The organism is Streptomyces sp. NBC_00885 (genome assembly GCF_045207475.1).
Taxonomy (GTDB): Bacteria; Actinomycetota; Actinomycetes; order Streptomycetales; family Streptomycetaceae; genus Streptomyces.
Window position 1 is genome coordinate 6,397,919 of record NZ_CP108796.1, and the last position, 25,669, is coordinate 6,423,587.

At 70.6% G+C, this 25,669-nt stretch carries 24 protein-coding genes and 1 riboswitch; of the genes, 18 read left to right on the plus strand and 6 right to left on the minus strand.

Going from position 1 to position 25,669, the window contains the following annotated elements:
- Positions 1-56 precede the first annotated feature (56 nt).
- From OHA61_RS28975 to OHA61_RS28995, 5 genes are all read left to right on the plus strand, one after another.
- Positions 57-866 (plus strand): c-type cytochrome, encoded by an 810-nt coding sequence (locus tag OHA61_RS28975; RefSeq protein WP_406305510.1) that lies wholly within the window; start codon positions 57-59, stop codon positions 864-866.
- Entirely contained in the window at positions 863-1,918 is a 1,056-nt protein-coding gene (locus OHA61_RS28980; RefSeq protein ID WP_389373664.1) for a Rieske 2Fe-2S domain-containing protein, read from the plus strand. Before OHA61_RS28975 ends, OHA61_RS28980 begins: the two co-directional genes overlap by 4 nt.
- Positions 1,915-3,540 (plus strand): cytochrome bc complex cytochrome b subunit, encoded by a 1,626-nt coding sequence (locus tag OHA61_RS28985; RefSeq protein WP_324973865.1) that lies wholly within the window; start codon positions 1,915-1,917, stop codon positions 3,538-3,540. Before OHA61_RS28980 ends, OHA61_RS28985 begins: the two co-directional genes overlap by 4 nt.
- 130 nt (positions 3,541-3,670) lie before the next feature.
- Entirely contained in the window at positions 3,671-4,735 is a 1,065-nt protein-coding gene (gene trpD, locus OHA61_RS28990) for an anthranilate phosphoribosyltransferase (RefSeq protein WP_406305511.1), read from the plus strand.
- A 337-nt stretch (positions 4,736-5,072) separates the two neighbouring features.
- Positions 5,073-5,189, plus strand: a riboswitch (SAM riboswitch).
- A 203-nt stretch (positions 5,190-5,392) separates the two neighbouring features.
- Entirely contained in the window at positions 5,393-6,826 is a 1,434-nt protein-coding gene (locus OHA61_RS28995; RefSeq protein ID WP_406305512.1) for an aminotransferase class V-fold PLP-dependent enzyme, read from the plus strand.
- 58 nt (positions 6,827-6,884) lie between these two features.
- Here the strand turns inward: OHA61_RS28995 and OHA61_RS29000 are convergent, their stop codons facing one another.
- Together OHA61_RS29000 and OHA61_RS29005 are read right to left on the minus strand one after the other, a co-directional pair.
- The gene (locus tag OHA61_RS29000) at positions 6,885-7,166 is read right to left on the minus strand and encodes an Lrp/AsnC family transcriptional regulator (RefSeq protein WP_005318592.1); all 282 of its coding nucleotides are present in this window, start codon (positions 7,164-7,166) and stop codon (positions 6,885-6,887) included.
- Positions 7,163-7,885: a rhomboid family intramembrane serine protease gene (locus OHA61_RS29005; protein ID WP_406305513.1), complete on the minus strand. Its 723-nt coding sequence runs from the start codon at positions 7,883-7,885 to the stop codon at positions 7,163-7,165. Before OHA61_RS29005 ends, OHA61_RS29000 begins: the two co-directional genes overlap by 4 nt.
- Positions 7,886-8,036: 151 nt before the next feature.
- On the opposite strand from OHA61_RS29005, the gene OHA61_RS29010 reads away from it, so the two are divergent.
- The 5 genes from OHA61_RS29010 (at position 8,037) to OHA61_RS29030 (ending at position 13,525) form a co-directional block, all read left to right on the plus strand.
- On the plus strand, positions 8,037-8,279 hold the full coding sequence (locus OHA61_RS29010) for a hypothetical protein (RefSeq protein WP_324973875.1): 243 nt from the start codon (positions 8,037-8,039) through the stop codon (positions 8,277-8,279).
- Between the two features lie 35 nt (positions 8,280-8,314).
- Positions 8,315-9,676 (plus strand): NYN domain-containing protein, encoded by a 1,362-nt coding sequence (locus OHA61_RS29015; RefSeq protein ID WP_361908383.1) that lies wholly within the window; start codon positions 8,315-8,317, stop codon positions 9,674-9,676.
- Positions 9,677-9,998: 322 nt separating this feature from the next.
- The gene (locus tag OHA61_RS29020; protein ID WP_406305514.1) at positions 9,999-11,024 is read left to right on the plus strand and encodes an NlpC/P60 family protein; all 1,026 of its coding nucleotides are present in this window, start codon (positions 9,999-10,001) and stop codon (positions 11,022-11,024) included.
- Between the two features lie 197 nt (positions 11,025-11,221).
- Positions 11,222-12,250 carry an NlpC/P60 family protein gene (locus tag OHA61_RS29025; protein ID WP_406305515.1) on the plus strand — a complete coding sequence of 343 codons (1,029 nt, stop codon included), beginning with the start codon at positions 11,222-11,224 and terminating at the stop codon, positions 12,248-12,250.
- Positions 12,251-12,292: 42 nt separating this feature from the next.
- Positions 12,293-13,525, plus strand: coding sequence for a hypothetical protein (locus OHA61_RS29030; protein WP_406305516.1), 1,233 nt, complete (start codon positions 12,293-12,295; stop codon positions 13,523-13,525).
- A 37-nt stretch (positions 13,526-13,562) separates the two neighbouring features.
- Here the strand turns inward: OHA61_RS29030 and OHA61_RS29035 are convergent, their stop codons facing one another.
- Positions 13,563-14,828, minus strand: coding sequence for a glycosyltransferase 87 family protein (locus OHA61_RS29035; protein ID WP_406305517.1), 1,266 nt, complete (start codon positions 14,826-14,828; stop codon positions 13,563-13,565).
- A gap of 100 nt (positions 14,829-14,928) precedes the next feature.
- On the opposite strand from OHA61_RS29035, the gene OHA61_RS29040 reads away from it, so the two are divergent.
- Positions 14,929-16,071, plus strand: coding sequence for a glycosyltransferase family 4 protein (locus OHA61_RS29040; protein WP_406305518.1), 1,143 nt, complete (start codon positions 14,929-14,931; stop codon positions 16,069-16,071).
- 97 nt (positions 16,072-16,168) lie between these two features.
- Here the strand turns inward: OHA61_RS29040 and OHA61_RS29045 are convergent, their stop codons facing one another.
- Positions 16,169-17,965, minus strand: coding sequence for an AMP-dependent synthetase/ligase (locus tag OHA61_RS29045; protein ID WP_406305519.1), 1,797 nt, complete (start codon positions 17,963-17,965; stop codon positions 16,169-16,171).
- Between the two features lie 313 nt (positions 17,966-18,278).
- Here OHA61_RS29045 and OHA61_RS29050 point away from each other — a divergent pair, with 313 nt between their 5' ends.
- From OHA61_RS29050 to OHA61_RS29075, 6 genes are all read left to right on the plus strand, one after another.
- A complete protein-coding gene (locus tag OHA61_RS29050) occupies positions 18,279-19,034 on the plus strand; it encodes a metallophosphoesterase (protein ID WP_406307515.1) in 756 nt (251 codons plus the stop codon).
- A gap of 90 nt (positions 19,035-19,124) precedes the next feature.
- Positions 19,125-19,574 (plus strand): SRPBCC family protein, encoded by a 450-nt coding sequence (locus OHA61_RS29055; RefSeq protein ID WP_324973900.1) that lies wholly within the window; start codon positions 19,125-19,127, stop codon positions 19,572-19,574.
- Positions 19,574-20,788: an ArsA-related P-loop ATPase gene (locus OHA61_RS29060; RefSeq protein WP_361908363.1), complete on the plus strand. Its 1,215-nt coding sequence runs from the start codon at positions 19,574-19,576 to the stop codon at positions 20,786-20,788. Before OHA61_RS29055 ends, OHA61_RS29060 begins: the two co-directional genes overlap by 1 nt.
- A gap of 74 nt (positions 20,789-20,862) precedes the next feature.
- Positions 20,863-21,315, plus strand: coding sequence for a DUF5304 domain-containing protein (locus OHA61_RS29065; protein ID WP_324973906.1), 453 nt, complete (start codon positions 20,863-20,865; stop codon positions 21,313-21,315).
- Between the two features lie 66 nt (positions 21,316-21,381).
- A complete protein-coding gene (locus tag OHA61_RS29070) occupies positions 21,382-22,323 on the plus strand; it encodes an ROK family glucokinase (protein WP_324973909.1) in 942 nt (313 codons plus the stop codon).
- Between the two features lie 175 nt (positions 22,324-22,498).
- A complete protein-coding gene (locus OHA61_RS29075) occupies positions 22,499-23,254 on the plus strand; it encodes an endonuclease/exonuclease/phosphatase family protein (RefSeq protein WP_406305520.1) in 756 nt (251 codons plus the stop codon).
- 13 nt (positions 23,255-23,267) lie between these two features.
- On the opposite strand, the gene OHA61_RS29080 is transcribed toward OHA61_RS29075, so the two are convergent.
- Both OHA61_RS29080 and OHA61_RS29085 read right to left on the minus strand, forming a co-directional pair.
- Positions 23,268-23,876 (minus strand): hypothetical protein, encoded by a 609-nt coding sequence (locus tag OHA61_RS29080; protein ID WP_324973914.1) that lies wholly within the window; start codon positions 23,874-23,876, stop codon positions 23,268-23,270.
- A complete protein-coding gene (locus OHA61_RS29085) occupies positions 23,869-24,648 on the minus strand; it encodes an alpha/beta hydrolase (RefSeq protein ID WP_406307517.1) in 780 nt (259 codons plus the stop codon). The genes OHA61_RS29080 and OHA61_RS29085 overlap by 8 nt, the downstream gene beginning before the upstream one ends.
- Before the next feature lie 219 nt (positions 24,649-24,867).
- Between OHA61_RS29085 and OHA61_RS29090 the strand changes: the two genes are divergently transcribed.
- A complete protein-coding gene (locus OHA61_RS29090; protein ID WP_361908450.1) occupies positions 24,868-25,641 on the plus strand; it encodes a lysophospholipid acyltransferase family protein in 774 nt (257 codons plus the stop codon).
- The last annotated feature ends 28 nt before the right edge of the window (positions 25,642-25,669 follow it).

Genomic DNA, 25,669 nt, shown 5'->3' on the forward strand with positions numbered 1-25,669 from the left:
GAAGCAGACACAGTCCAGAAGCATCGACGCAGAAGATCCTGACACCGGGGTAATCCGTGAAAAAGCTCTCCTCACGACGACGCCATCCGCTGGCGGCGGTCGTCGTCCTACTCCTCGCGCTGGCGGCAACTGGGGGGCTGTACGCCGCGTTCGCACCCGCGGACAAGGCGCAGGCCGATGAAACCGCCCAGTCCCTCGCCATCAAGGAGGGCAAGAAGCTCTACACCGTCGGCTGCGCGAGCTGCCACGGACCCGGCGGTGAGGGCTCCTCCGACGGCCCGTCCCTCGTCGGCGTGGGCTCCGCCGCGGTCGACTTCCAGGTCGGTACCGGCCGGATGCCGGCCCAGCAGCCCGGCGCGCAGGTGCCGAAGAAGAAGGTCATCTACACGCAGGACCAGATCGACCAGCTCGCGGCGTACATCGCCTCCTTCGGCGCCGGTCCGATCACGCCGACCAAGAAGCAGTACAGCCCCGAGGGTGCGGACATCGCCAAGGGTGGCGACCTGTTCCGTACCAACTGCGCCCAGTGCCACAACTTCACGGGTGAGGGCGGTGCCCTGACGAACGGCAAGTACGCCCCGAGCCTTGAGGGCGTGGACCCCAAGCACGTCTACGAGGCCATGCAGACCGGCCCGCAGAACATGCCGTCCTTCCCCGACACCACGATGCCGGAGAAGCAGAAGCAGGACATCATCGCGTACATCCAGACCGTGAACGGCGAGGACTCCGAGAGCCCCGGCGGCCTCAAGCTCGGTGGCCTCGGCCCCGTCAGCGAGGGACTGTTCGGCTGGGTCTTCGGACTGGGTGCGCTGATCGCAGTCGCCATCTGGGTCGCGGCCCACACCGCTAAGGCCAAGAAGTCATGAGTAGCCAAGAGATTCCAGAAGAGAACCTGCCCACAGCGCAGGACGACGCCGCGCACGGCGCGGTGGAGGTCGCGGAGGATCCGTTCGCGGACCCGGGCCTGCCGGCACACAAGCCGCGTATCCAGGACGTCGACGAGCGGGCAGCCAAGCGCTCCGAGCGCACGGTCGCCCTCCTGTTCACGCTGTCGATGCTGGCCACGATCGCCTTCATCGCCTCGTACGTGATCTTCCCGGTCGGCGAGATCGTCTACATCTGGCCGTTCGGTCATGTGAGCTCGCTCAACTTCTCGCTGGGCATGACGCTCGGCGTCGCGCTCTTCTGCATCGGCGCGGGGGCGGTCCACTGGGCCCGCACCCTGATGTCCGACCAGGAGATCGCCGACGACCGTCACCCGATCGAGGCCGAGCCCGAGGTCCGTGCCAAGGTCATGGCCGACTTCGCGGAGGGTGCGAAGGAGTCCGGCTTCGGCCGGCGCAAGCTGATCCGCAACACCATGTTCGGCGCGCTGGCCATGGTGCCGCTCTCCGGTCTGGTGCTGCTGCGCGACCTGGGCCCGCTGCCCGAGAAGAAGCTGCGCACCACGATGTGGGAAAAGGGCAAGCAGCTCATCAACATGAACACCAATGAGCCGCTGCGTCCCGAGGACGTCGTCGTCGGTTCGCTGACCTTCGCCATGCCCGAGGGCCTGGAGGAGGACGCGGAGGACTTCCAGAAGCAGATCGCCAAGGCGGCGCTCATGATCGTCCGGATTCAGCCGGACGACATCAAGGACAAGCGCGAGCTCGAGTGGTCGCACGAGGGCATCGTGGCGTTCTCGAAGATCTGCACGCATGTCGGCTGTCCGATCAGCCTGTACGAGCAGCAGACGCACCACGTGCTCTGCCCGTGCCACCAGTCCACCTTCGACCTCGCCGACGGCGCCCGCGTCATCTTCGGCCCGGCCGGTCACCGCCTTCCGCAGCTGCGGATCGGCGTGAACGCCGAGGGCAACCTCGAGGCGCTCGGCGACTTCGACGAGCCTGTCGGTCCTGCCTTCTGGGAGCGCGGATGAGTACTTCAGCAGAGTCCAAGCGCAAGGCGCCCGCCGGTGAGCGGGTGGCCGACTGGGCGGACGGCCGGCTCGGGATCTACGGCCTGGCCAAGGCCAATATGCGCAAGATCTTCCCGGACCACTGGTCCTTCATGCTCGGTGAGATCTGCCTCTACAGCTTCATCATCATCATCCTCACGGGTGTGTATCTGACGCTGTTCTTCCACCCGTCGATGAACGAGGTGGAGTACCACGGCAGTTACGTCCCGATGCAGGGTGTGCGGATGTCGGAGGCGTTCGCCTCGACGCTGGACATCAGCTTCGACGTCCGTGGTGGTCTGCTGATCCGCCAGATCCACCACTGGGCGGCCCTGATCTTCGTCGCGGGCATGCTCGTCCACATGATGCGCGTCTTCTTCACCGGCGCGTTCCGCAAGCCGCGCGAGGTCAACTGGCTGTTCGGATTCCTGCTGCTGGTGCTCGGCATGTTCACCGGCTTCACCGGCTACTCGCTCCCGGACGACCTCTTGTCCGGTACGGGTGTCCGCTTCATGCAGGGCGCGATCCTGTCGGTGCCGATCGTCGGCACGTATCTGTCGATGTTCCTCTTCGGCGGGGAGTTCCCCGGCGGCGACTTCGTGGCCAGGTTCTACTCGGTCCACATCCTGCTGCTGCCCGGCATCATGATGGGCCTGCTGGTGGGACACCTGATCCTGGTGTTCTTCCACAAGCACACGCAGTTCGCCGGTCCCGGCCGGACGAACAAGAACGTCGTCGGCATGCCGCTGCTGCCGATCTACATGGCCAAGGCCGGAGGCTTCTTCTTCCTGGTCTTCGGTGTCATCGCGGTGGTCTCGGCGGTCGCCTCGATCAACCCGATCTGGGCACTCGGTCCCTACCGGCCGGACCAGGTGTCCACCGGCGCCCAGCCCGACTGGTACATGGGCTTCTCCGAGGGCCTGATCCGGTTCATGCCGGGCTGGGAGATCAATGCCTGGGGTCACACCCTCGTACTGGGTGTGTTCATCCCGCTGGTGATCTTCCCGCTGGTACTGGTGGCGATCGCGGTCTACCCCTTCATCGAGTCCTGGGTCACCGGCGACAAGCGCGAGCACCACATCCTGGACCGCCCGCGCAACGCCCCGACCCGTACCGCCTTCGGTGTGGCATGGCTGACCTGGTACTTCGTGCTGCTGATCGGCGGTGGAAACGACATCTGGGCCACCCACTTCCATCTCTCGATCAACGCGATCACCTGGTTCGTCCGGATCTTCTTCTTCGCCGGACCGGTCATCGCCTTCGTGATCACCAAGCGGATCTGCATGGGTCTGCAGCGTCGCGACCGGGACAAGGTGCTGCACGGACGCGAGTCCGGCATCATCAAGCGCCTGCCGCACGGTGAGTTCGTCGAGGTCCACGAGCCGCTCAGCCAGGGCGCCCTGCACACGCTCACGGTGCACGAGCAGTACGAGCCGGTCGAGATCGGCCCGACGGTCGACGAGAACGGTGTCGTGCGCAAGCCCACCCGCAGCCAGAAGCTGAGGGCCAAGCTGAGCAAGAGCTACTACGGCGAGGGGAACCAGATCCCCAAGCCGACGGCCGAGGAGTTCAACGAGATCACGAGCGGCCACGGCCACCACTGATCCCACCCGGCCGCGTGCCGCGGTCGCCACAGCAGGAGCCCCGTCCATTCGCCGGACGGGGCTCTTCGCTGTGTCCGGGGCTGGATAGGGTGGGAGCATCCCTGTTCGGCTGTGGACCCTGGAGTGGACCATGAACGTTGTGACCCCGGTTGGCGGCGACAGCGTGGCGGCCCACTCCTGGCCGGGCGTGCTGGAGGCCCTTCTCAGCAACCGCGACCAGAGCGCGGATGCCACCGCTTGGGCCATGGACCGCATCCTCAGCGGCGAGGCGACGAACGCCCAGATCGCCGGCTTCGCGGTGGCCCTCCGCGCCAAGGGGGAGACGGTCGAGGAGATCTCCGGTCTCGTACGGACCATGTACGCGCACGCGAACCTGATCGAGGTGCCCGGGCCCAGCGTCGACATCGTCGGCACGGGCGGCGACGGGGCCAAGACCGTGAACATCTCCACGATGTCCGCGATCGTGGTCGCCGGGACCGGCGCGAAGGTCGTCAAGCACGGCAACCGCGCCGCGTCCTCGGCGAGCGGCGCGTCCGACGTACTGGAGAAGCTCGGCGTCAATCTGGAACTGACCCCGCAGCGGGTCGCCCAGGTCGCCGAGGAAGCGGGGATCACCTTCTGCTTCGCGGTGAAGTTCCACCCGGCGCTCAGGCATGTGGCGGCCGCCCGCAAGGAGCTGGGCATCCGCACCACGTTCAACTTCCTCGGCCCGCTCACCAACCCGGCGAAGGTGAAGGCCCAGGCCACCGGCGTCGCGGACGCCCGGATGGCGCCGATCATGGCCGGAGTGCTGGCCGAGCGCGGATCCTCGGCGCTGGTCTTCCGTGGCGACGACGGCCTGGACGAGCTGACGACGACGGCCACCTCGCGCGTCTGGGTCGTGCGGGACGGGACGGTGCGCGAGGAGGCCTTCGACCCGAGGGAGATCGGCATCGACCTGGTGCCGGTTCAGGCCCTGCGGGGCGCGGACGCCTCGTTCAACGCGGATGTCGCGCGCCGGCTGCTGAGCGGCGAGACGGGGCCCGTGCGGGACGCGGTGCTGCTGAACGCGGCCGGGGCGCTGGTGGCGCTGGAGCCGACGGACGGCACGCTCAACGAGCAGCTTGCGGCGGGCATGGCCAGGGCCGCGGAGTCGATCGACTCGGGTGCGGCGAAGGCGGCGCTCAAGCGATGGGTGGCTGTCAGCAACGTATAGGTCCTGTCCGGCCGATCTTGCCGGGCTCGCGTGCCCTGGCACGCACTCCCCCGTAGCCCTTCGGGCACGGGAGGTGCCCCCATGCTGCGTTGCGTCAGTCGCCGACGCTCCGCGTCGGCTCTCCCCCTGCCTTCGGCGGGGGGACCCCCATCCTCCGGCCTGCGATCGCACGCACCAGACCCCGCTCACTGATCCGGCCTGATCGACCGGACAGGACCTAGGCGCCCTCGGAGAGCGGGTTTTCGGAGCGCGGGCACCGGGGCGCAGTCCCCGTGCCCGCGTTCCGGGATGCGGACACGGCTTGCGGCGGCGCGAACGACTGGCATACTTCTCGGCAGGTCATGAGCGACAGCGAATAAGCCCCGGCTCGCTGTCCGGCAACCCTCCGTCCGTGGCGGGGTGCCCCGGGTGAAGACCAGGCCGCAGGCAGCAAGGTCTGCGGCAAGCGCGGACCCCTGCACACCCTGGGGTCCTGGTCCTCAAGGGAGTAGTCTCGTGAGCAAGCGAATGCGATAGGGCTTCACCGGCCCCCACTTCAGTACGCCTCCGCGCGGCGATCGCCGTGCAGTCGAGGCAACCCCCGTGCGGCGAGCGGCTGTTGAGCGCCCGCACGGGTCTGCCGAAGCCAATTCGCCTGACCTGCCGGGAGATACCGCCATGTCCGCACGCCCCAACGCCGTTGCCACCGCCACGTCTTCTGCCTCCTCCGACTCCTCCGCCGTCTCCGACTCCTCCGCGTGCTCCGGGTCCGCCGACCCCGCCTGCGCGGCGCCGCTGCCGGTGCTCGGCCGCGATGTGACCGTCCCGCTGGTCACCGGCGGCGAGGTCACCTACGCCGCCCTCGACTACGCGGCGAGTGCCCCGGCCCTGCAGCGGGTGTGGGACGACGTCGCCGCGTACGCGCCGTACTACGGCAGCGTCCACCGCGGCGCCGGGTACCTCTCGCAGCTGTCCACCGACCTTTTCGAGAGCAGCCGCGTCACGGTCGCCGAGTTCCTCGACTGCCGCCCGGACGACCAGGTCGTCTTCACCCGCTCGACCACGGACTCCCTCAATCTGCTGGCGGCCGTGATCCCCGCGGACTGCGAGGTCTTCGTCTTCGAGACCGAGCACCACGCCTCGCTGCTGCCATGGAGTGACGCCCGGGTTACCTATCTGAACGCCCCGCGCACCCCGGCCGAGGCGGTCCGCACGCTGGAGCACGCGCTCGCCGGCCGTGACCCGTACGGCACCGCGCTGGTCTGCGTGACCGGCGCGTCGAACGTCACCGGTGAACTGTGGCCCGTGAAGGAGCTGGCGGCCGCGGCGCACGCGCACGGCGCGCGGATCGTCCTGGACGCGGCCCAGCTCGCGCCCCACCACCCGGTCTCCGTGCAGGATCTGGACGTCGACTGGGTCGCCTTCTCCGGGCACAAGCTGTACGCGCCGTTCGGCTCGGGTGTGCTCGCGGGCCGCGCGGACTGGCTGCAGGAGGCCGAGCCGTATCTCGCGGGCGGCGGCGCCTCACGCAAGGTGGCCCGCCGCGCGGACGGCGGTGTCGACGTCGACTGGCACACCACGGCGGCCCGCCACGAAGCCGGCTCGCCGAACGTCATCGGGGTCTACTCCATCGCCTCCGCCTGCAAGGCGCTCACCGAGGCCGGTTTCGACCGGCTGGTGGCGCGTGAGCAGCAGCTCGTGGCGAGGGTGCGCGAGGGCTTCGCGGAGGTCCCGCAGGTGAAGGTCCTCTCGCTCTTCGGCGACGATGCCCCGCGCGTCGGCGTCATCTCGTTCGTGGTCGAGGGCTGGAACAGCTCGCACTTCGCGGCGGCGCTCTCTGCGGAGTACGGCATCGGAGTCCGGGACGGCCTGTTCTGCGCCCACCCGCTGGTGCGCACACTGCTCGGCACCGACCCGCAGGACCCGGGCGAGTGCGGCGCCCCGGAGGCGGAGCCCGGCGAGCGCTCGCTCAACGCGATCCGGGTCAGCTTCGGGGCGGGGACGCCGGACGAGCACGTGGAGCGCTTCGTACGGGCGGTGAGGGAACTGGTCGCGGACGGCGCGAAGTGGACGTACCACACGGAGGACGGCCGCTGCGTCCCGGCGGTCTGACGCCGGGCCCGGCCCCGGCCCGTGCGGCCCGGCCGCACCTTCAGCCCCGCCGGAGGCGCTACGCGTCGAGGCCGATCGCGAACGCCGCCTCCAGGTCGTGCTGCGAGTACGTACGGAACGCGACATGCGTGTCCGTGCCCTCCACCCCCGGGATCTTGCTGATCCGGCCGGGGATGACGTCCGCCAGGTCGTCGTGCTTGGCCACCCGCACCATGGCGATCAGGTCGTACGTGCCGGTGACCGAGAAGACCTCGCTCACGCTGTCGAGCGCGGCGATCGACTCGGCGATCTCGGGGATGCGGTCCACGCTGGTCTTGATGAGCACGATCGCGGTGATCACGGCTGGCGTTCTCCCTCAGTGGCCGCTGCTTGGGCCTTCACTCTAGTACTACGGCGGAAACGTCCCCAGGCGTACAGAAACCCCACCCCGAACCCCACCAGATGCGCCAGATACGCCACCCCGGGACCGCTGCCCGCGCCCTGGGCGGCCAGCCATTGCAGCACGAACCAGAAGATCAGCACGATCCACGCGGGGAAGCGCAGCGGCAGGAAGAAGAGGAACGGGAAGAGACTGGTGACCCGGGCTCTCGGGAAGAGGTAGAGGAACGCGCCGAGCACCCCCGAGATCGCCCCGGACGCCCCCACCAGGGTCTGATCGGATTCGGCGTTGGCCACCGCGTAGGCCAGCAGGGCGAGGTAGCCGCAGCCGGCATAGAACAGGGCGAACTCCAGCTGCCCGACGCGTTCCTCGGCCATCGCCCCGAAGACGTAGAGGAAGAGCATGTTGCCGAGCAGATGCAGCCAACTGCCGTGGACGAAGAGGGCGGTGAGCGGAGTGAGGAGGGCGTCGGGGGAGGCGCTGATCAGTTCTGCGGGGATCACGCCCCACCGCTCGAAGTACTCACTCTGCGCGGTGAGCAGCGCGTCACCGGTGCCGTACACCGGATTGAGGCCCGAGACCGGACTGATCACGAACACGGCACAGCAGATGGCGATCACGCCGTATGTCACCGCGGGCCCAATGACCGCGCCCCGGACCGCACCCCGCCAACCGATCATGGACAGAGCATGGCGTAGTGGGACCGAACGGTACAGGGTGCCTCGCCGCGCCCCGGGGTACCTGCGAGGCCGTAGGGTTACGGGCAGTACACCCGCAGTTCGACGGCGCACAGCGGCACCCGCACCCTGCACGACGAAAGAGGACGGAACGATGACGACGGTTCCCTCGCCGACCGCCACGACCCGCTGGCGCTGCACGCTCTGTGGCAACCTCACACGCTTCGACGTCACCCGCTCCTCCAAGGTCGTGGAGTACGTCCATCTGGACCTGGCCGGAGAGCCGACGGTCGAGGAGCGCGAGGTGGTCAGTGAGACCATCGAGTCGGTGCGCTGCCGCTGGTGCAATGCGGTGGACCAGATCGACCTGGTGGACAGGCCGGGCGCCGGCTCCTGAGGGAGCGGCCCGAACGGGTAGTGGGGTGACGGATCGTGGAGCAGCCTGAGAACGGCGCCGAGCCGGCCGGTGCGGCCGGTGACGCGGCCGAGGCGCTCGACCGCCCGCTGCCGGAAGGCGTACGGCGCCGGGTCGTCGCGCTGGTCTCGGACGCGTTCGGCGGCCTGACCGTCGCCGAACTTCCCACCCAGCTGCGGCAGTACGCCCGATTCACCCCGACTCGTCGTGCCAAGTTCGCGGGCAATGCGATGGCCGCCGCCCTGGAGAACGACCCCGTTTTCCGCCAGCGCATCGGCGAGCGGCTCAGCCAGGCGCAGCCGGAGCTGTCCGCCGCGCTGGAGTCCGGATCGCCCCCAGCGGCCGCCGATCCGGTCGATGTGGCGGCCGCCGCATATGTCCTTCGGCCCACCGGATGGGTGAAACTTGTTGCCGCCGCGGGCGAGGAGGCCCAGCGCGCCGACGCCGAGCGCGCCGACGAGGCCGGGCGGCGCGAGCTGGAGCGGCTGCGCGAGGAGCTCGCCGAGGCGCGCGGGCTGATCAAGAGCGAGACCGAGCGGCTGCGTACGGAGCTGGAGGCGGCACGCAAGGAAGCCGAGTCGCTTCGCCGCAGGCTGCGCAGCGTCGAGAACGACATGAAGCGCGCGGAGGCTGCTCTGCGCCGCAGGGACGCCGACACCGAGTCGATCAGGTCGGAGGCCGCCGCCCAGATCTCGGCGGCCGAGAGCGAGAGCCGGCGGCTCAAGGCGCGACTCGGGGAGGCGGAGTCGGCTGTAGAGGCGGGCCGCCGGGCCGCCCGCGAGGGGCGCTCGATCGAGGACATGCGGCTGCGGCTGCTGCTGGACACCGTGCTCGACGCGGCCCAGGGGCTGCGCCGTGAACTGGCCCTGCCGCCGGCCGCCCTGCACCCGGCCGACACGGTCGACGCGGTCGAGCCGGGCCGGATGTCACCCAAGGACATCGCCGCCCGCGCGCTCTCCGAGACCGATCCCGCGCTGCTCGACCAGCTGCTCGCGCTGCCCCAGGCGCATCTGGTGGTGGACGGCTACAACGTCACCAAGACCGGCTATCCGACGATGCCGCTGGAGAAGCAGCGGCTGCGGCTGCTCGGCGGGCTCTCGGTGCTCGCGGCGCAGACGGGCGCCGAGATCACCTGTGTCTTCGACGGGGCCGAGCTGGCCGCCCCGGTGCTCCTCGCGCCGCCTCGCGGGGTGCGGGTGCTGTTCTCCAAGGCGGGCGTGAGCGCCGACGAGCTGATCCGCCAGCTCGTCCGCGCGGAGCCGCCGGGCCGGCCCGTGGTGGTGGTCTCCACCGACCGGGAGGTCGCCGACGGAGTGGCGAAGGCCGGCGCCAGGCCCGTCACGTCCGCCTTGTTGCTGAAGCGGCTTTCGCGGGTCTAAGTAACTCCCGCGCCTAATGCCCGAATTCGCACCCATCTCGGCTGAACGTAGTGTCAAGTGGCCACTACTACGCGTGTGATGTGAGTAAAGAAACGCTCCGTGACGGAGATTTTTTGCGACAGGATTTGAAGTGATCACAAGAAGGTCACTAGGGTCGGGCCTCGAACCTTCGCGCGGTTGATCGCCCATCCGGGGCGAACAGCGAAGGTACCGCCGAGTCCGTGCAGTTCAGCCTGTTTTGCGGGGGTGCTGAATGCGCGGAGCCGGGGATTCAACCCCCCACAGCCCGGTAGGCGGCTCGAGGAAGAAGGAGCTCGCCTTCGTGGCGTCCCACCGTCGACCCAAGCAGCCGAGCCGCACCCGCGTGACCGTGCTCACCGCGACCGCCGCCGCGGCCGTAGCCCTGACCTCCCAGGCCGCACAGGCCCAGCCGACCCCGAGCAAGAGCGAGGTCAAGGAGAAGGTCGACAAGCTCTACGAAGAGGCGGAGAAGGCCACCGAGAAGTACAACGGGGCCAAGGAGCAGCAGGAGAAGCTCGAGAAGGAAGTCGACGCGCTGCAGGACAAGGTCGCCCGCGGTCAGGACGAGCTCAACACCCTGCGCGACGGCCTCGGTTCGGTGGCGAGCGCCCAGTACCGCTCCGGCGGCATCGACCCCGCGGTGCAGCTCTTCCTCTCCTCCGACCCGGACACCTACCTGGAGAAGGCCTCCGCGCTGGACCAGCTGGGCGCCAAGCAGACCGAGGCGCTGGCCGACATCCAGGCCAAGCAGCGGACCCTCGCGCAGCAGCGCAAGGAGGCCCAGGACAAGCTGGGTGACCTCGCCGACACGCGCAAGCAGCTGGGCGTCAAGAAGAAGGAAGTCCAGAGCAAGCTCGCCGCCGCGCAGAAGCTTCTCAACTCGCTGACCGCGTCGGAGCGCGCCGCGCTCTCCGCCGACGAGTCCCGCGCCAACCGCGACAACTCGCGTGCGGACCTCGGCAACTCGGTCCCCGCCTCGCAGCGTGCGGGCGCGGCCTTCGCCGCCGCGCAGAGCAAGATCGGTTCGCCGTACGTCTACGGCGCCTCGGGCCCCAGCTCCTTCGACTGCTCCGGACTGACCTCCTGGGCGTACTCGCAGGCCGGTGTCTCCATACCGCGCACCTCCCAGTCGCAGGCCAACGCCGGTACCCGCATCTACTCGCAGGGCGGGCTCCAGCAGGGCGACCTGGTCATCTTCTACGGCGACATGCACCACGTCGGCCTCTATGCGGGCAACGGCCAGGTGCTGCACGCCCCGAAGCCCGGCGCCAGCGTGCGCTACGAGTCGATCAACAACATGCCGTTCCAGTTCGGCGTGCGTATCTGACACGCGCCTCGCGCCCGCCCAAACGGGCGAATTACGTCACTTCCAACTGACGTCGCGCCCCGCCGGTGACCTGTGGTCTCCGGCGGGGCGTCACTTTGTGTGCCCATCACGGTCTTTGGACGCTGTGTGCTCGCACGACTACTGTCTGCCGCGCAACATCCCTCGTACATGTCGTACAGCGGAAGGGAGCGCGGCCCGTGGCGTCCCACAGACGGCCCTCACAGCCCGGCCTCACTCACACTGCCCGGGGCACCGTCCTGTCCGCGGCGGCGGCGACCGCCGCCGCGGCTCTCGGCGCCGCCCCTGCGAGCGCCGACCCGCAGGACACGACGGAGACCACCCGCACCCGTGTCGACCGGCTCTACGAGGAGGCCGAGCAGGCCACCGAGCAGTTCAACAAGGCCGGTGAACGGGTGGAGCGGCTGCGCGAGCAGGTGGCGCAGGCGCAGGACAGCGTGGCCCGCGGCCAGGAGCGCATCAACCGGATGCGGGGAGCGCTCGGTTCGGTGGCGGGCGCGCAGTACCGCTCGGGCGGCATAGACCCCGCACTCGCCCTGCTGCTCTCCGAGGACCCGGACAGCTACCTCGACAAGGCCGAGACCCTGGACCGCATCGGCGCGCTCCAGACGACCGCCCTGCACGATCTCCAGCGGGCGCAGCGACACCTCGGCCAGGAGCGCGCGGAGGCCTCCCGCGACCTCGCCGAACTGGAGCGCAGCCGGGTGGCTGTCGCCCGCCACAAACGCACCGTCGAGCGCAAACTCACCGAGGCGCAGCGGCTGCTGAACTCCCTGCCCGCCGCGGACCGCGCCGGCTACGGCCGGGCCTCGCGCTCCGGCCGCGACGCGATGCCCGAGCTCTCCGGCCTCGCGCCCGCGTCCGCGCGGGCGGCCGCCGCGGTGATGGCGGCCCGCAGCGCGGTGGGCCGCCCGTATGTGTGGGGCGCCAACGGACCCTCGGGCTTCGACTGTTCGGGCCTGACCCAGTGGTCGTACGCCCAGGCGGGAGTCGCCCTGCCGCGCACCTCGCAGGCGCAGCGGTACGCGGGCCGGCAGGTCCCGCTGTCCGAGGCGCGGCCCGGCGATCTCGTGGCATACCGCAGTGACGCGAGTCATATCGGGATGTACATGGGCAATGGCCAGGTCGTCCACGCGCCTTATCCCGGGGCGCCGGTGCGCTACGACCCGGTCGGCATGATGCCCGTCTCGTCGGTCACGCGCGTCTGAGGCCCCGTTCCGTTCGGCGCCGCGTTCCGTACGATCGGCACTGTGGCAGGTCAGGGGCGCGCACGGCGCGCGGCGATACGGCACGCGGCGGGTCTCGTACTCGCCGCGGCCCTGCTGGCGTCCGGCTGCGTAGCCCCCGAGGCGCCGGACACCACCGTGCGCGACATCCAGCGCACGCTCGAAGCGCGCGCGGCCGCCGTCGTCGGCCACGACGAGAGCGCCTATCTGGCGGCCGTGGACCCCGCTGCGGGGGCGCTGCGGGCGGTGGAGCGACGGGAGTTCAGCAATCTCGCGGATGTGCCGCTGAGCTCCTGGGAGTACCGGCTGGGGGATGTGAAGCGGCAGGGCACGCGGGCGGTGGCGCAGGCCGAACTGCGCTACCGCATAGCCGGTTACGACTCGGCTCCAGTGACCGTGTCCCGCACGCTGGAGCTCACCCGGCACGACGGCCGCTGGTACGTGACGGCCGATCGTGCGGGCAAGGGCGGCGGCCGCCAGCTCTGGCAGCAGGGCGAGGTGCAGGTGGCACGCGGCAGGCGGAGCCTGGTCCTCGCCGTCGGCCAGGACGCCAAGCGGCTGCGTGCGGTCGCCGCGACCGCGGACCGGGCCGTACCGGCCGTCTCGGCAGCCTGGCCGTCCCGCTGGGCCGGCCGCCTCGTCGTCCTGGTCCCCGCCTCGCTGGACGCCATGGGAGCGCTGCTGGGCGCGCCCTCGGCCGCGTACCGGGGGATAGCGGCGGTCACCACGGGCGAGACCGCGGCGGCGGGGTCGGCGCCCGCGGACCGGGTGATCGTCAACCCCGAGGCGTATGCGGTGCTCGGCGACTACGGCCAGGGCGTCGTGCTCACCCATGAGACCACCCATGTCGCCACCCGCGCGTACACCTCGGCGGCCACCCCGATGTGGCTCTCAGAAGGCTTCGCGGACTGGGTTGCGTACCGCGGCACGGGCAGCACCACCGGCCAGATCGCCCCGGAACTCCAGCGCGCGGTCCGGCGCGGCGACCTGCCGCCCGTGCTGCCCGCCGACGCGGACTTCGCCTTCGGCGGCGACGGGGACACCCTGGCGCGGGCCTACGAGGGCGGCTGGCTGGCCTGCGAACTGATCGCGGAGCGCTGGGGCGAGCAGAAACTGACCGCCTTCTACCGGGCGGTCGGCGGTGGCAAGCACCGGGCGAGCGCGGTCGAGAAGGCCATGGAGGACGTGCTGGGGACATCGCCCGCGGACTTCACCGTGCGCTGGCGGGAGTATCTGCGGGAACGGCTGGACGGCTAGGTCCTGTCCCGGCTCCCGTTGTCATCCGGGTGGGGAATCAGGAGGCCGTCAGCGCGTTGTCGCGGGTCGACTGAGCGGGCAGCAGCTTGCGGCGGCGCGGCTCGGTGACCGTCTGGCGCCACAGCCGCAGGCATGCCGTCAGCGTCGCCGCGACCAGCAGCCCGTTGCGTACGGCCAGCAGCGCCACGCCCAGCGGGTCGCTCGCCACCACACGCGCGAACCAGACGGGGAACTCCAGCAGCGTGACACCCGCCGCCGCCAGCACCAGCCAGGCGGGCAGCCCCATCCGGCTGCGCCGGAAGATCAGCGCGGCGGCGGCCAGACCGACCAGCCAGATCAGGTACTGGGGGCTGATCACCCGGCTCGTCGTGGTGAACAGCAGTACGGCGGTGAAGGCCGCGTCGCACGGGGTGCTCGGCGCGAACTTCTTCGCGCGCAGCCGCCACAGCAGCAGCCAGGCGAGCGCGATGGCGGTGAGTGCGAGCGCGACTGCGGAGACCAGCGAGACGTGGGGGCCGATGAACTCCACCGAGCCGTAGTTCAGCAGAACCTGGCCGTCCCATCCGTGGTGCCGGGCCACATGGAAGGCCAGCGCGCCCAGCGACTCGATCTCCGTGCCGCGCTCGCGCTGGAAGGTGACGAAGGCCAGCGCGCCCGGCATCGCCGAGACGAACAGCAGCATCAGGGCGGCCGCCGTGCCCGCCGCGGTGGCCCAGGAGCGTCTGGTCGCCCGGCCGCGCGGGGTGCCCGCGAGCACCAGCAGTGGCCAGACCTTCAGCAGCGCACCGAAGGCCGCCAGAGTGCCCAGGCAGCGTGGACGGCGCGCCCCGGCGAGGAGGGCGATGACGGCGACGGCCGTGACCATCAGGTCGTAGCGGGCGTACGCGGTGGGGCCGAGCAGCGCCACACCGGCCACCCAGACCCAGCTGCCGCGCTGGGACTTGCCCGGCCGCCCGCCCGCGTACAGCAGCAGGGAGAGGACCAGCGCGTCGCAGAGCAGGGCGAGGACGAAGAAGGCGCTGGCATAGCCGAGGAAGGGCAGCACGGCGGGGGAGAGGATCGCGAGCGCGGCGGCGGGCGGGTACTGCCAGGTGACGTCGTCCATGGGGAAGATGCCGGTCTTCAGGACCTCGTACCAGCCCTGGTAGATCCCCGAGACATCGGTGGTGACATCGGGGCCCGGGAAGGCGACGACCTTGAGGACGCAGAGCATCAGCGCGCTCCTGGTGAGGATCCACACCACGAGGGGAAGGCGCCTGCCGCCACCGCTCGCGCTGTCGCTCCCGCTGGCGACGCCGGCCATGAGCACCCCATCCCATTCGTACCGATTTATGGGTGCCCATGATGCCGGGCGAGGCGGCTCGGGAGCGGTGAGGCAGGGCCGTTCGGTACTGTCGGCGGCGATGCACAAGACCTTGATCGTGACCAACGACTTCCCGCCCAGGCCCGGCGGCATCCAGGCGTTCCTGCACAACATGGCGCTGCGCCTGGACCCGGAACAGCTCGTCGTCTACGCCTCCACCTGGAAGCGCGGACACGAGGGCCACGAGGCGACGGCGGCCTTCGACGCCGAGCAGCCCTTCACGGTCGTACGCGACCGGACGACCATGCTGCTTCCGACTCCGCGCGTCACCCGAAGGGCGACCCTGCTGCTGCGCGAGCACGGCTGTCAGTCGGTGTGGTTCGGCGCCGCCGCCCCGCTCGGGCTGATGGCTCCGGCTCTGCGCAAGGCGGGCGCGCGGCGGCTGGTGGCCACCACGCACGGCCACGAGGCGGGCTGGGCGCAACTGCCCGTGTCCCGGCAGCTGCTGCGCCGCATCGGCGAGGGCACGGACACGATCACCTATCTCGGTGAGTACACCCGCTCACGCATCGCCGCGGCGCTGACGCCCGAGGCGGCCGGACGCATGGTCCAACTCCCGCCCGGCGTCGACGAGAAGACGTTCCACCCCGGCTCCGGCGGCGACGTGGTCCGCGCCCGCCTCGGGCTGAGCAGCCGTCCGGTCGTGGTGTGCGTCTCGCGGCTGGTGCCGCGCAAGGGGCAGGACACCCTGATCCGAGCGATGCCCGCCATCCTGGCGAAGGTGCCGGACGCCGTGCTGCTGGTCGTGGGCGGTGGCCCGTACGAGAACGAGCTGAGGGGTCTCGCGGCCGAGACCGGGGTCGAGGGTTCCGTGCGCTTCACCGGCGCAGTCCCCTGGGCGGAACTGCCGGCGCACTTCGGCGCTGGCGACGTCTTCGCCATGCCCTGCCGCACCCGCCGGGGCGGCCTCGATGTCGAGGGCCTCGGAATCGTGTATCTGGAGGCGTCCGCGACCGGTCTTCCGGTGGTCGCGGGCGACTCGGGCGGCGCCCCCGACGCCGTACTCGACGGAGAGACGGGCTGGGTCGTCCGCGGCGGCTCGGCCGAGGAGTCGGCCGAGCGGATCGTGGCGCTGCTCGAAGATCCCGAGCTGCGGCGGCGGATGGGGGAGCGCGGCCGGGCGTGGGTCGAGGAGAAGTGGCGCTGGGACCTGCTGGCGGAAAAGCTGCGGACGCTTCTGTGAGGCGGGGAACGGGCCGACGGCGCGGGTCCCCGGCGCGACCGGATGCAATCCGTTCGTCACCGAGGACCCGAGAGACCGAGCGGACCCGAGGGACCGGTCAGGCGCGGTAGATCGCCTCGATCTCGTCGGCGAAGTCCTTCGCCACCACATTGCGCTTCAGCTTCAGCGACGGCGTGATGTGGCCCGCCTCCTCGGTGAACTGGGCGGGGAGAATGCGGAACTTCCGCACCGATTCCGCCTTGGACACGGCCGCGTTGCCGTCGTCCACCGCCCGCTGGACCTCCGCCAGCAGATCGGCGTCCTGGAGCAGCGACGCCGGCGTCGAACCGGCCGGCTTGCCGTGGTCCGAGGCCCAACGCCCGAGGAACTCCTCGTCGATGGTGACCAGCGCGCCCACGAAGGGCCGCCCGTCGCCCACGACCATGCACTCCGCGACCAGGGCGTGCGCGCGGATGCGGTCCTCGATCACGGCGGGAGCGACGTTCTTGCCGCCCGCGGTGACCAGGATCTCCTTCTTGCGGCCGGTGATCGCGAGGTAGCCGTCCTCGTCCAGGGTGCCGATGTCGCCGGTGTGGAACCAGCCGTCGGTCAGCGCCTCGGCGGTCGCCGCCTCGTTGTTCCAGTAGCCCTTGAAGATGTGCTCGCCGTGCAGCAGGATCTCGCCGTCGTCCGCGATCCGCACGACCGAGCCCGGCAGCGGCTGTCCCACCGTGCCGATCTTCTGCCGGTCCCACGGGCTGAACGCGGTGGCCGCGCACGACTCGGTCAGGCCGTAGCCCTCCAGGACCGTGAAGCCGATGCCGCGGTAGAAGTGGCCGAGGCGCTCGCCCAGCGGCGCCCCGCCGGAGATCGCGTACTCGCAGCGTCCGCCGAGGACCGCGCGCAGCTTGCTGTAGACGAGCCGGTCGAAGACCTTGTGCTTGAACTTGAGACCGATCGAGGGGCCCTCGGGAGTGGCCAGTGCACGGCTGTAGGCGATGGCCGTGTCCGCGGCCTTGTCGAAGATCTTGCCCTTGCCGTCCGCCCGGGCCTTGGCCCGCGCCGAGTTGTAGACCTTCTCGAAGACGCGCGGCACACCGAGGAGCAACGTCGGCCGGAAGGAAGCCAGTTCGTCGGTGAGGTTCTTGATGTCCGACACACAGCCGAGCTTGATGGGCGCCATCACGGCCGCGACTTCGACCATGCGGCCGAAGACGTGCGCGGCCGGGAGGAAGAGCAGCACCGAGCTGTCGCCCGTACGGAACAGGGGCCTCAGGCGTTCGACCAGGTTTCCACACTCCGCGAAGAAGCTGCGGTGGGTGAGCACACAGCCCTTGGGGCGGCCGGTGGTGCCGGAGGTGTAGACGATCGTCGCCGGGTCGTCCGCCTTGGCGCTCGCGCTGCGCTCGTCGACCGTCTCGTCGCCGACCTCGGCGCCCGCGGCGGTCAGTTCCTCGATCGCGCCCTGCTCGATCTGCCAGATGTGCCGCAGGCCGGGCAGCCGGTCGCGTACGGACTCGACGGCTGCGGCATGCGCGTCGCTCTCGACGACCACCGCGACCGCACCCGAGTCACCGAGGATCCACTGGACCTGCTCGGCCGAGCTGGTCTCGTACACAGGGACGGTGACGGCGCCCGCGCTCCAGATCGCGAAGTCCAGCTGCACCCACTCGTAGCGGGTGGGGGACATCAGGGCGACCCGTTCACCGGGCCGTACGCCGGCGGCGATCAGGCCCTTGGCGGCGGCGCGTACCTCGACGAGGAACTGGGTGGCGGTGACGTCCGTCCAGGCGCCTGCCACCTTTCTCCCCATCACCGCGACATCGGGGTGCATTGCGGCATTGCGGCGGATGAGATCCGTCAGATTGCCGTCTGAGGGGACCTCGTACAGGGCCGGAAGGCTGAACTCGCGCAAGACTGCTGCTCCTCATCGGGCTCCGGCGCCACGGCTCTGTGTGATGCACCGGCTGCGGTCCAAGATCGGGCAGGTGCTCATTGGGGGTGAGCACGACTGGACTGCCCGGACGTTACCCACCAGTACTCGGTTCCGGATAGGGGGTTCCGGCCAGATGTTCCCTGCGTCACACGCGTATGGCATCGCTTATGGCATCGCTCCGCGAGCGTAGTCCACACCTGTCGTGACTCGGAAGAACGGCCTGCCCGCCCCCACTACCCAGCCGTGACAGGGCCGTCCTAGGGTGATCGTCATGCGAGGCATGCGAGTCAACGTGGTCAGTGACGTGCACGGCAACGCCAAGGATCTCGCCCGGGCGGGGGACGGCGCGGATGCCCTCATCTGCCTCGGTGACCTCGTGCTCTTCCTCGATTACGCCGACCACTCGCGCGGCATCTTCCCCGACCTCTTCGGTGTCGAGAACGCCGATCTGATCGTGGAACTGCGCACCGCCCGCCGCTTCGACGAGGCCCGCGACCTGGGCCGCAGGCTCTGGGGCGAACTGCGGCAGGACCGGGACAGCGCCATCGAGTCGGCCGTTCGACGCCAATACGCCGAGTTGTTCGCGGCCTTCCCCACCCCGACGTACGCCACCTACGGCAATGTCGACATTCCTGGCCTCTGGCCGGAGTACGCGCGCCCGGGCACCACCGTCCTCGACGGAGAGCGCGTCGAGATCGGCGGCCGGACCTTCGGCTTCGTGGGCGGCGGACTGCGCACCCCGATGCGCACCCCCTACGAGATCTCCGACGAGGAGTACGCAGCCAAGATCGAGGCGATCGGCGAGGTCGACGTGCTCTGCTCGCACATCCCGCCGGAGGTCCCCGAGCTGACCTACGACACGGTCGCGCGCCGCTTCGAACGCGGCAGCCACGCGCTGCTCGACGCGATCCGCCGCACCCGCCCCCGCTACGCCCTGTTCGGCCACATCCACCAGCCGCTCGTGGACCGGATGCGCATCGGCGCCACGGAATGCGTCAACGTCGGGCATTTCGCCTCCAGCGGCCGGCCGTGGGCGCTGCAGTGGTGAGACCGGGCCCCGCGCCGGTGACCAGTCCGGTCGCGGTAGCCTGCACACCACACCACCCCCGGTCGTACCGCACTGTGAGGAGCCGCAGCGATGGCGGAACACACCAGCTCGAGCATCACGATCGAGGCGGCGCCGGCCGACGTGATGGGCGTGATCTCCGACTTCGCCCGCTACCCGGAGTGGACGGGTGAGGTGAAGGAGGCCGAGGTGCTCGCCACCGACGCCAAGGGCCGCGCCGAGCAGGTCCGCCTCGTGCTGGACGCCGGAGCGATCAAGGACGACCACACCCTCGCGTACACCTGGAACGGCGACAACGAGGTCAGCTGGACGCTGGTCAAGTCCCAGATGCTGCGCGCCATCGACGGCTCGTACACCCTGGCAGCGGTCGGCGGCGGTGACCGTACCGAGGTCACCTACCAGCTGACCGTCGACGTCAAGATCCCGATGCTCGGCATGATCAAGCGCAAGGCCGAGAAGGTCATCATCGACCGCGCCCTTGCCGGTCTGAAGAAGCGCGTCGAGAGCGGTCCGACCGCCTGATGCGCACGGTCCTCGTCACCGGCCTCGGCGGCGCGGGCCGTACCACCGTCGCCGCCGCCACCGCGCTCTGCGCCGCCCGGAGCGGCAAGCGCACGCTGTTCCTCTCCGCCGAGCCGGGCGACATCCTCGCAGCGCCCGTCACCGGCAGCCTCGGCGAACCGGCCGAGGTCACCGGCGGGCTGTGGGCCGCCCGTATCGAGGCGGGCGCCGCATTCCGCGCGGAGTTCATGGCTCTTCAGGAGCGAAGCTCCGGCGCGCTCGACCTGCTGGGCGCGAGGCCGCTGGAGGACGAGGAGCTGACCGAGCTCCCCGGCAGCGAGCAGTTCGCGCTGCTGCGCGCACTGACCGTCGCCTCGCGCGGCGACTGGGACGTGCTCGTCGTCGACATGCCGCCGCTGCGCGAGACCATCGCCGCGCTCGCCCTGCCCGAGCAGCTGCGCCGCTATCTGCGCCGGCTGCTGCCGGTGGAGCGGCAGGCCGCACGGGCGCTGCGCCCGATGCTCGCCCAGCTGGCGGGCGTACCGATGCCCGCGCAGTGGCTGTACGCGACCGCCGATCGCTGGGACACCGAACTGGCCGGTGTGCAGACGGTGATCGAAGCCCGCGGGACGACCCTGCGCGTCGTCGCCGAGCCCTCACCCGCGGCCGCGGACGTCCTGCGAACCGCCCGCCCGGGACTCGCGCTGCACGGACTGGACGTCGACACCCTCGTACCGAACCGGATCCTGCCGAGGCAGTCCCCGGACGCCTGGCTCGCCACGCTCTGCGCGCAGCAGGAGAAGCACCTGGGCGAGTGGTACGCGCAGTGGGCCCCCGGAATCCCGCTTCGCGAGGTGCGCCACCTCGGCCGGGACCCGCGCGGCCTCGACGACCTCGGCGCTCTCCTCGAGGACGGCGGACTCGCCGTCGAGCCGGCCCCGGATCCGGGGCAGCGCAGGGACGACCCCTGGCGGGTCGAGTTCCCGGGCGGCGCGGGCGACGACGGCGAGGGCCCGCTCTACGTCTGGCACCTTCCGCTGCCCGGCGCCGTGAAGGAGGACGTCTCGCTGGTACGCCGCGGGGATGAACTCCTGGTCACCGTGGGGCCCTTCCGCAGGATCGTTCCGCTGCACTCCGTGCTGCGCCGCTGCACGGTGTCCGGCGCCGGACTCACGGACGGCGCGCTGCGGGTCCGCTTCACGCCGGACCCCGAGCTGTGGCCCCGCGCCCGATGAAGGCCCTGCCTCCATTCGGGTAACGTCGAGCGTACGAACCCTCCGTTCCGCCCGTCCTTCCGCAGGAGTACGCCATGAGCGATGCCACCGAGCGTCCCGCCGTCGACGACGACGCCTGGGCCAAGGCCTGCGCCGAGGATCTCGAGGCCGAGAAGGCCCGCCGCCGCACCCAGTACGGCACGCCGCCGGCCTCCGCCGCCGAGGAGCTGCGCAAGCTCCTCGACGTCGTCGCCGAGAAGGTCTCCACCTTCCAGACGTCGCTGCCCGGCATCGCCGCGCAGAGCGCCGTACAGCAGCTGGTCAGCCAGGCGAAGTCCGCGGTCGAGCCGGTCATCGAGCGCAATCCGGAGATCTTCGACCACCTCGCGGCGGCAGGCAGCGAACTGCTCGCCGCCTATCGATCCGCAGTCGAGGGCCATGAGCGACGCTGGACCCAGGAGCGGACCCCGGATCCGGACATCTCCGGGGACGCCACGGACCCCCGCGACGAGGGCCCCGGGGCGAGCGAGCACATCGACCTGGACTGAGCCGGGCGGTGCCCGCCCTCGGGTACGGTTGGCCGTAGCGGGGCTCGACCGAAAACTGAGGGACACATGGGACTCACCATCGGCGTCGACATCGGCGGCACCAAGATCGCGGCCGGCGTGGTCGACGAAGAGGGCACCATTCTCGAGACGTACACCGTGCCCACCCCGTCGACCCCCGAGGGCATTGTCGACGCGATCTGCTCCGCCGTGGCCGGGGCCGGCGAGGGGCACGACATCGAGGCGGTGGGCATCGGCGCCGCGGGATACGTCGACGACAAGCGCGCCACCGTCCTGTTCGCTCCGAACATCCAATGGCGCCACGAGCCGCTGAAGGACAAGGTCGAGCAGCGCGTCGGCCTCCCGGTGGTCGTCGAGAACGACGCGAACGCGGCCGCCTGGGGCGAGTACCGCTTCGGGGCCGGCCAGGGGCACGAGGACGTCATCTGCATCACCCTCGGCACCGGGCTCGGCGGCGGCATCATCATCGGCAACAAGCTGCGCCGCGGACGCTTCGGCGTTGCGGCGGAGTTCGGCCACATCCGGGTGGTCCCGGACGGTCTGCTGTGCGGCTGCGGAAGCCAGGGCTGCTGGGAGCAGTACGCCTCCGGGCGCGCCCTCGTGAGGTACGCCAAGCAGCGCGCCAACGCCACCCCCGAGAACGCGACGGTGCTCCTCGGCCTCGGCGACGGCACGGTCGCGGGCATCGACGGCAAGCACATCAGCGCCGCCGCCCGCCAGGGCGACCCGGTCGCGATCGACTCCTTCCGCGAGCTGGCCCGCTGGGCAGGCGCCGGTCTGGCCGATCTCGCCTCGCTCTTCGACCCGTCCGCGTTCATCGTGGGCGGCGGTGTCTCGGACGAGGGCGAGCTGGTCCTCGACCCGATCCGCAACTCCTTCCGCCGCTGGCTGATCGGCGGCCAGTGGCGTCCGCACGCCCAGGTGCTCGCTGCTCAACTGGGCGGCAAGGCGGGCCTGGTGGGCGCGGCGGACCTGGCGCGCCAGGGCTGAGGCCCCCTTTGCGCCTAAACCGGCGCCGCTCTCGCGGAGCCGGTTGTTCGCCGTCGGGGTTGCTCAATTGATGGTTGCGGTATTCGACGGGAAGCCGTCAGCCGCGAGCCGTGTTCGCGCAGTCGCCCGTCGCGCCCCATGGGGGAGCGGCGGGCGCTGTCGTATCTTGATCGCCATGGCGACGACGAGCCCGCTGCCCAACTCCCGCACCGAGCCGGACGGTTCGGCAGTGATCCGGGTGCTCAGCTACAACATCCGCTCTTTGCGTGACGACGAGGACGCGCTGGCCCGGGTGATCCGCGCCTGCCGGCCCGACCTGGTCTTCGTCCAGGAGGCCCCGCGCTTCTTCCGCTGGCGCAAACACGCCGCCCGGCTCGCTGCCAAGAGCGAGCTCGTGGTCCTGACGGGCGGCGCGACCGCCACCGGGCCGCTCCTGCTCTGCTCGCTGCGCGCGACGGTGGAGCGCACGCAGGACGTGCTGCTGCCGCTCACCCCCGGACTGCACCGGCGCGGCTTCGCCACCGCCGTCGTACGGATCGGGGGCGCCCGGATCGGACTGCTCAGCTGTCATCTGAGCCTGCGGAGCGACGAGCGCTACGCACAGGCCGGGATGCTGCTGGACCGGCTCAACGCGATGGACGTGCCGTACGCGATCGCGGCGGGCGATATCAACGAGCGGCCCACAGGCCGCAGCTTCCGCAGGCTCGCGGATTCGCTTCAGGACTGCTGGGCTCTCGCGCCCTGGGGCGGTGAGTACACCTCGACGCCGGACGACCCGCACCAGCGGATCGACGCGATCTTCGCCACCCGGGGCGTCGAGGTGCTGGGATGCGGTGTGCCGCTCGGCCTCCCGGGGATCACCGAGGCCGACCTGCGCGCGGCGACGGACCACCTTCCGGTGCTGGCCGCGCTGCGGGTCCCGGGGACCTGAAAGGCCTGAGCGGCTACACCACCGCGCCGCGGCCCGGGTCGTCGTCGTCCTCGTCGTCGCCGTGCGACATCCGCGCCACCAGGGTGGCGAAGCCGCCCAGGAAACCGCCGACGCACAGCGTGGTCAGCCACCATGTCATGTCCCACTGCAGCAGCACCGCGATCAGCATCAGCACCGGGCCGCCGACGACAGCGAGCCAGGCGAACCTGGCCGTGACATCGGCCTCCGGCAGCGGCGGCGGCTCCGGCGGTACGAAGTGACCCTCGTCGCCGTCGTCGAGGTCCTCCTCCTGGGGCTCGGCCACCTGGTAGTCGCGCGGGCCGCCGACGCCCGGCGCGAAGGTGATGGAACTACCCAGCGCCGGCCGGTTCGCGTCCCCGTCCGCGTCGCCGGCGTCGTCCGCGTCGGGCTCCGACTCGGGCTCGGCAGCGCGCTCCTTCGGGGCGCGCTTCGGCGTCTCGTTCAGATCGCCCTCCAGCAGGGCGAGGTCGTCCACCGACTTGAACGGCTTGGCACCCGGCGGGTCGGCCGGCTCCTCGCCGTACCCCGCGACGATGGCCGCCCAGGCGGCCTCCTCGTCGATCGGCTGCGGCTCGCGGTCCGCGTCGTGCTGCTCAGCCACCGGTGGTGCTCCCCTTCTTCCCGACACTCGGAGCGAGGCGGCCGATGAACGCGTAACTCTCGTCGAAAATCCGCTCCGCATCGTGGTCCAACGTCGCCACGTGGTAGCTCTGTTCCAGCAGGATCTCCGTGACGTCGGTCGAGGAGACCCGGCTGAGGATGCGGGCCGAGTCGACCGGCGGGACCACATGGTCCTGCGGGCTGTGCAGCAGCAGCATCGGCTGTGTGACCTGCGGCAGCTCGCCGTCGACCAGCCGGAAGAAGTTCCTCAGGGAGTGCGCGGCGTGCAGCGGCACCCGGTCGTATCCGACCTCCACCGAGCCTTCCTTGGCGATGTCGCTCGTCAGTCCCTTGGTCGTGGACACCAGGTGCCGCATGACCGGCAGGGCGTGTGCGGAGAGGCCGTGGACCTTGTTCGCCGGGTTGACCACGACGATGCCGCTGACCGAGTCGCCGTGCTTCGCGGCCAGACGCAGTGTCAGCGCGCCGCCCATGGAGAGCCCGAAGACGAAGACCTGGCTGCAGCGCTCCAGCAGCACCCGCAGCTCGCGGTCCACCTCGGCGTACCAGTCCTGCCAGCCGGTGACCTGCATGTCCTGCCAGCGCGTGCCGTGCCCGGGCAGCAGCGGCAGGGACACGGTAAGGCCGCGCTCCGCCAGATACTCGGCCCAGGGCCGCAGCGACTGCGGGGAACCGGTGAATCCGTGACAGAGAAGGACGCCGACCTCGCCGCCCTCATGACGGAAGGGCTCAGCTCCAGGAAGGACCGGCACCGGGGTCTCCTTTCGGGGTTCGGGGCCCGCGGCATGGCCGCTGATGTGGCAGGCCCCGGTCAGGCACAGCGTCAGTGTCGTGAAGGTGTACTTCACCGTACGCGACCGGACTGACACCGACCAGGTCCGTAGGCCCCCCAGCACAGGGATCCCTGGCCCGCCTCGGGTTAAGGTCTGTTCGACAGCACACAGGAGGCACCAGAGTTGATCTACGGCGCAATGAAGTTCTCCATCGGAGGCTCGCTGAAGCTTGCCTTCAGGCCCTGGGTGGAGGGACTGGAGAACATTCCCGCCGACGGACCGGCGATCCTCGCAAGCAACCATCTGTCCTTCTCGGACTCCTTCTTCCTCCCCGCGGTGCTCGACCGCAAGGTCACTTTCATCGCCAAGGCGGAGTACTTCACCTCGCCCGGGGTGAAGGGCAGGCTCACCGCCGCCTTCTTCAAGGGCGTCGGCCAGCTCCCGGTGGACCGCTCGGGCGCCCGCGGCGCGGGCGAGGCGGCGATAAAGGCCGGTATCGACGTCATCGAGGGCGGCGGGCTGTTCGGCATCTACCCGGAGGGCACCCGCTCCCCGGACGGCCGTCTCTACCGCGGCAAGCCCGGCGGCCTCGCGCGCGTGGCGCTCGCGACGGGCGCTCCGGTCATCCCGGTCGCGATGATCGACACCGAGAAGATCCAGCCGCCCGGCAAGGTGGTCCCCAAGCTGATGCGCCCGGGGATCCGGATCGGCAAGCCGCTCGACTTCAGCCGCTACCAGGGCATGGAGCACGACCGCTTCATCCTGCGCTCGGTGACCGACGAGGTCATGTACGAGATCATGAAGCTCTCGGGCCAGGAGTACGTCGACATCTACGCGACCGCCGCGAAGCGTCAGATCGCGGAGGCGGAGAAGGCCGAAAAGGCGGCCGCGAAGGCAGCGGAGAAGGCAGAGAAAGCAGCCGAGGCGGAAAAGCCGGACACGGCAGAGACGACGGGCAGGCCGGCCGCGTAGCCGAGCAGTCCGTCCCGGGGTGGGGGAA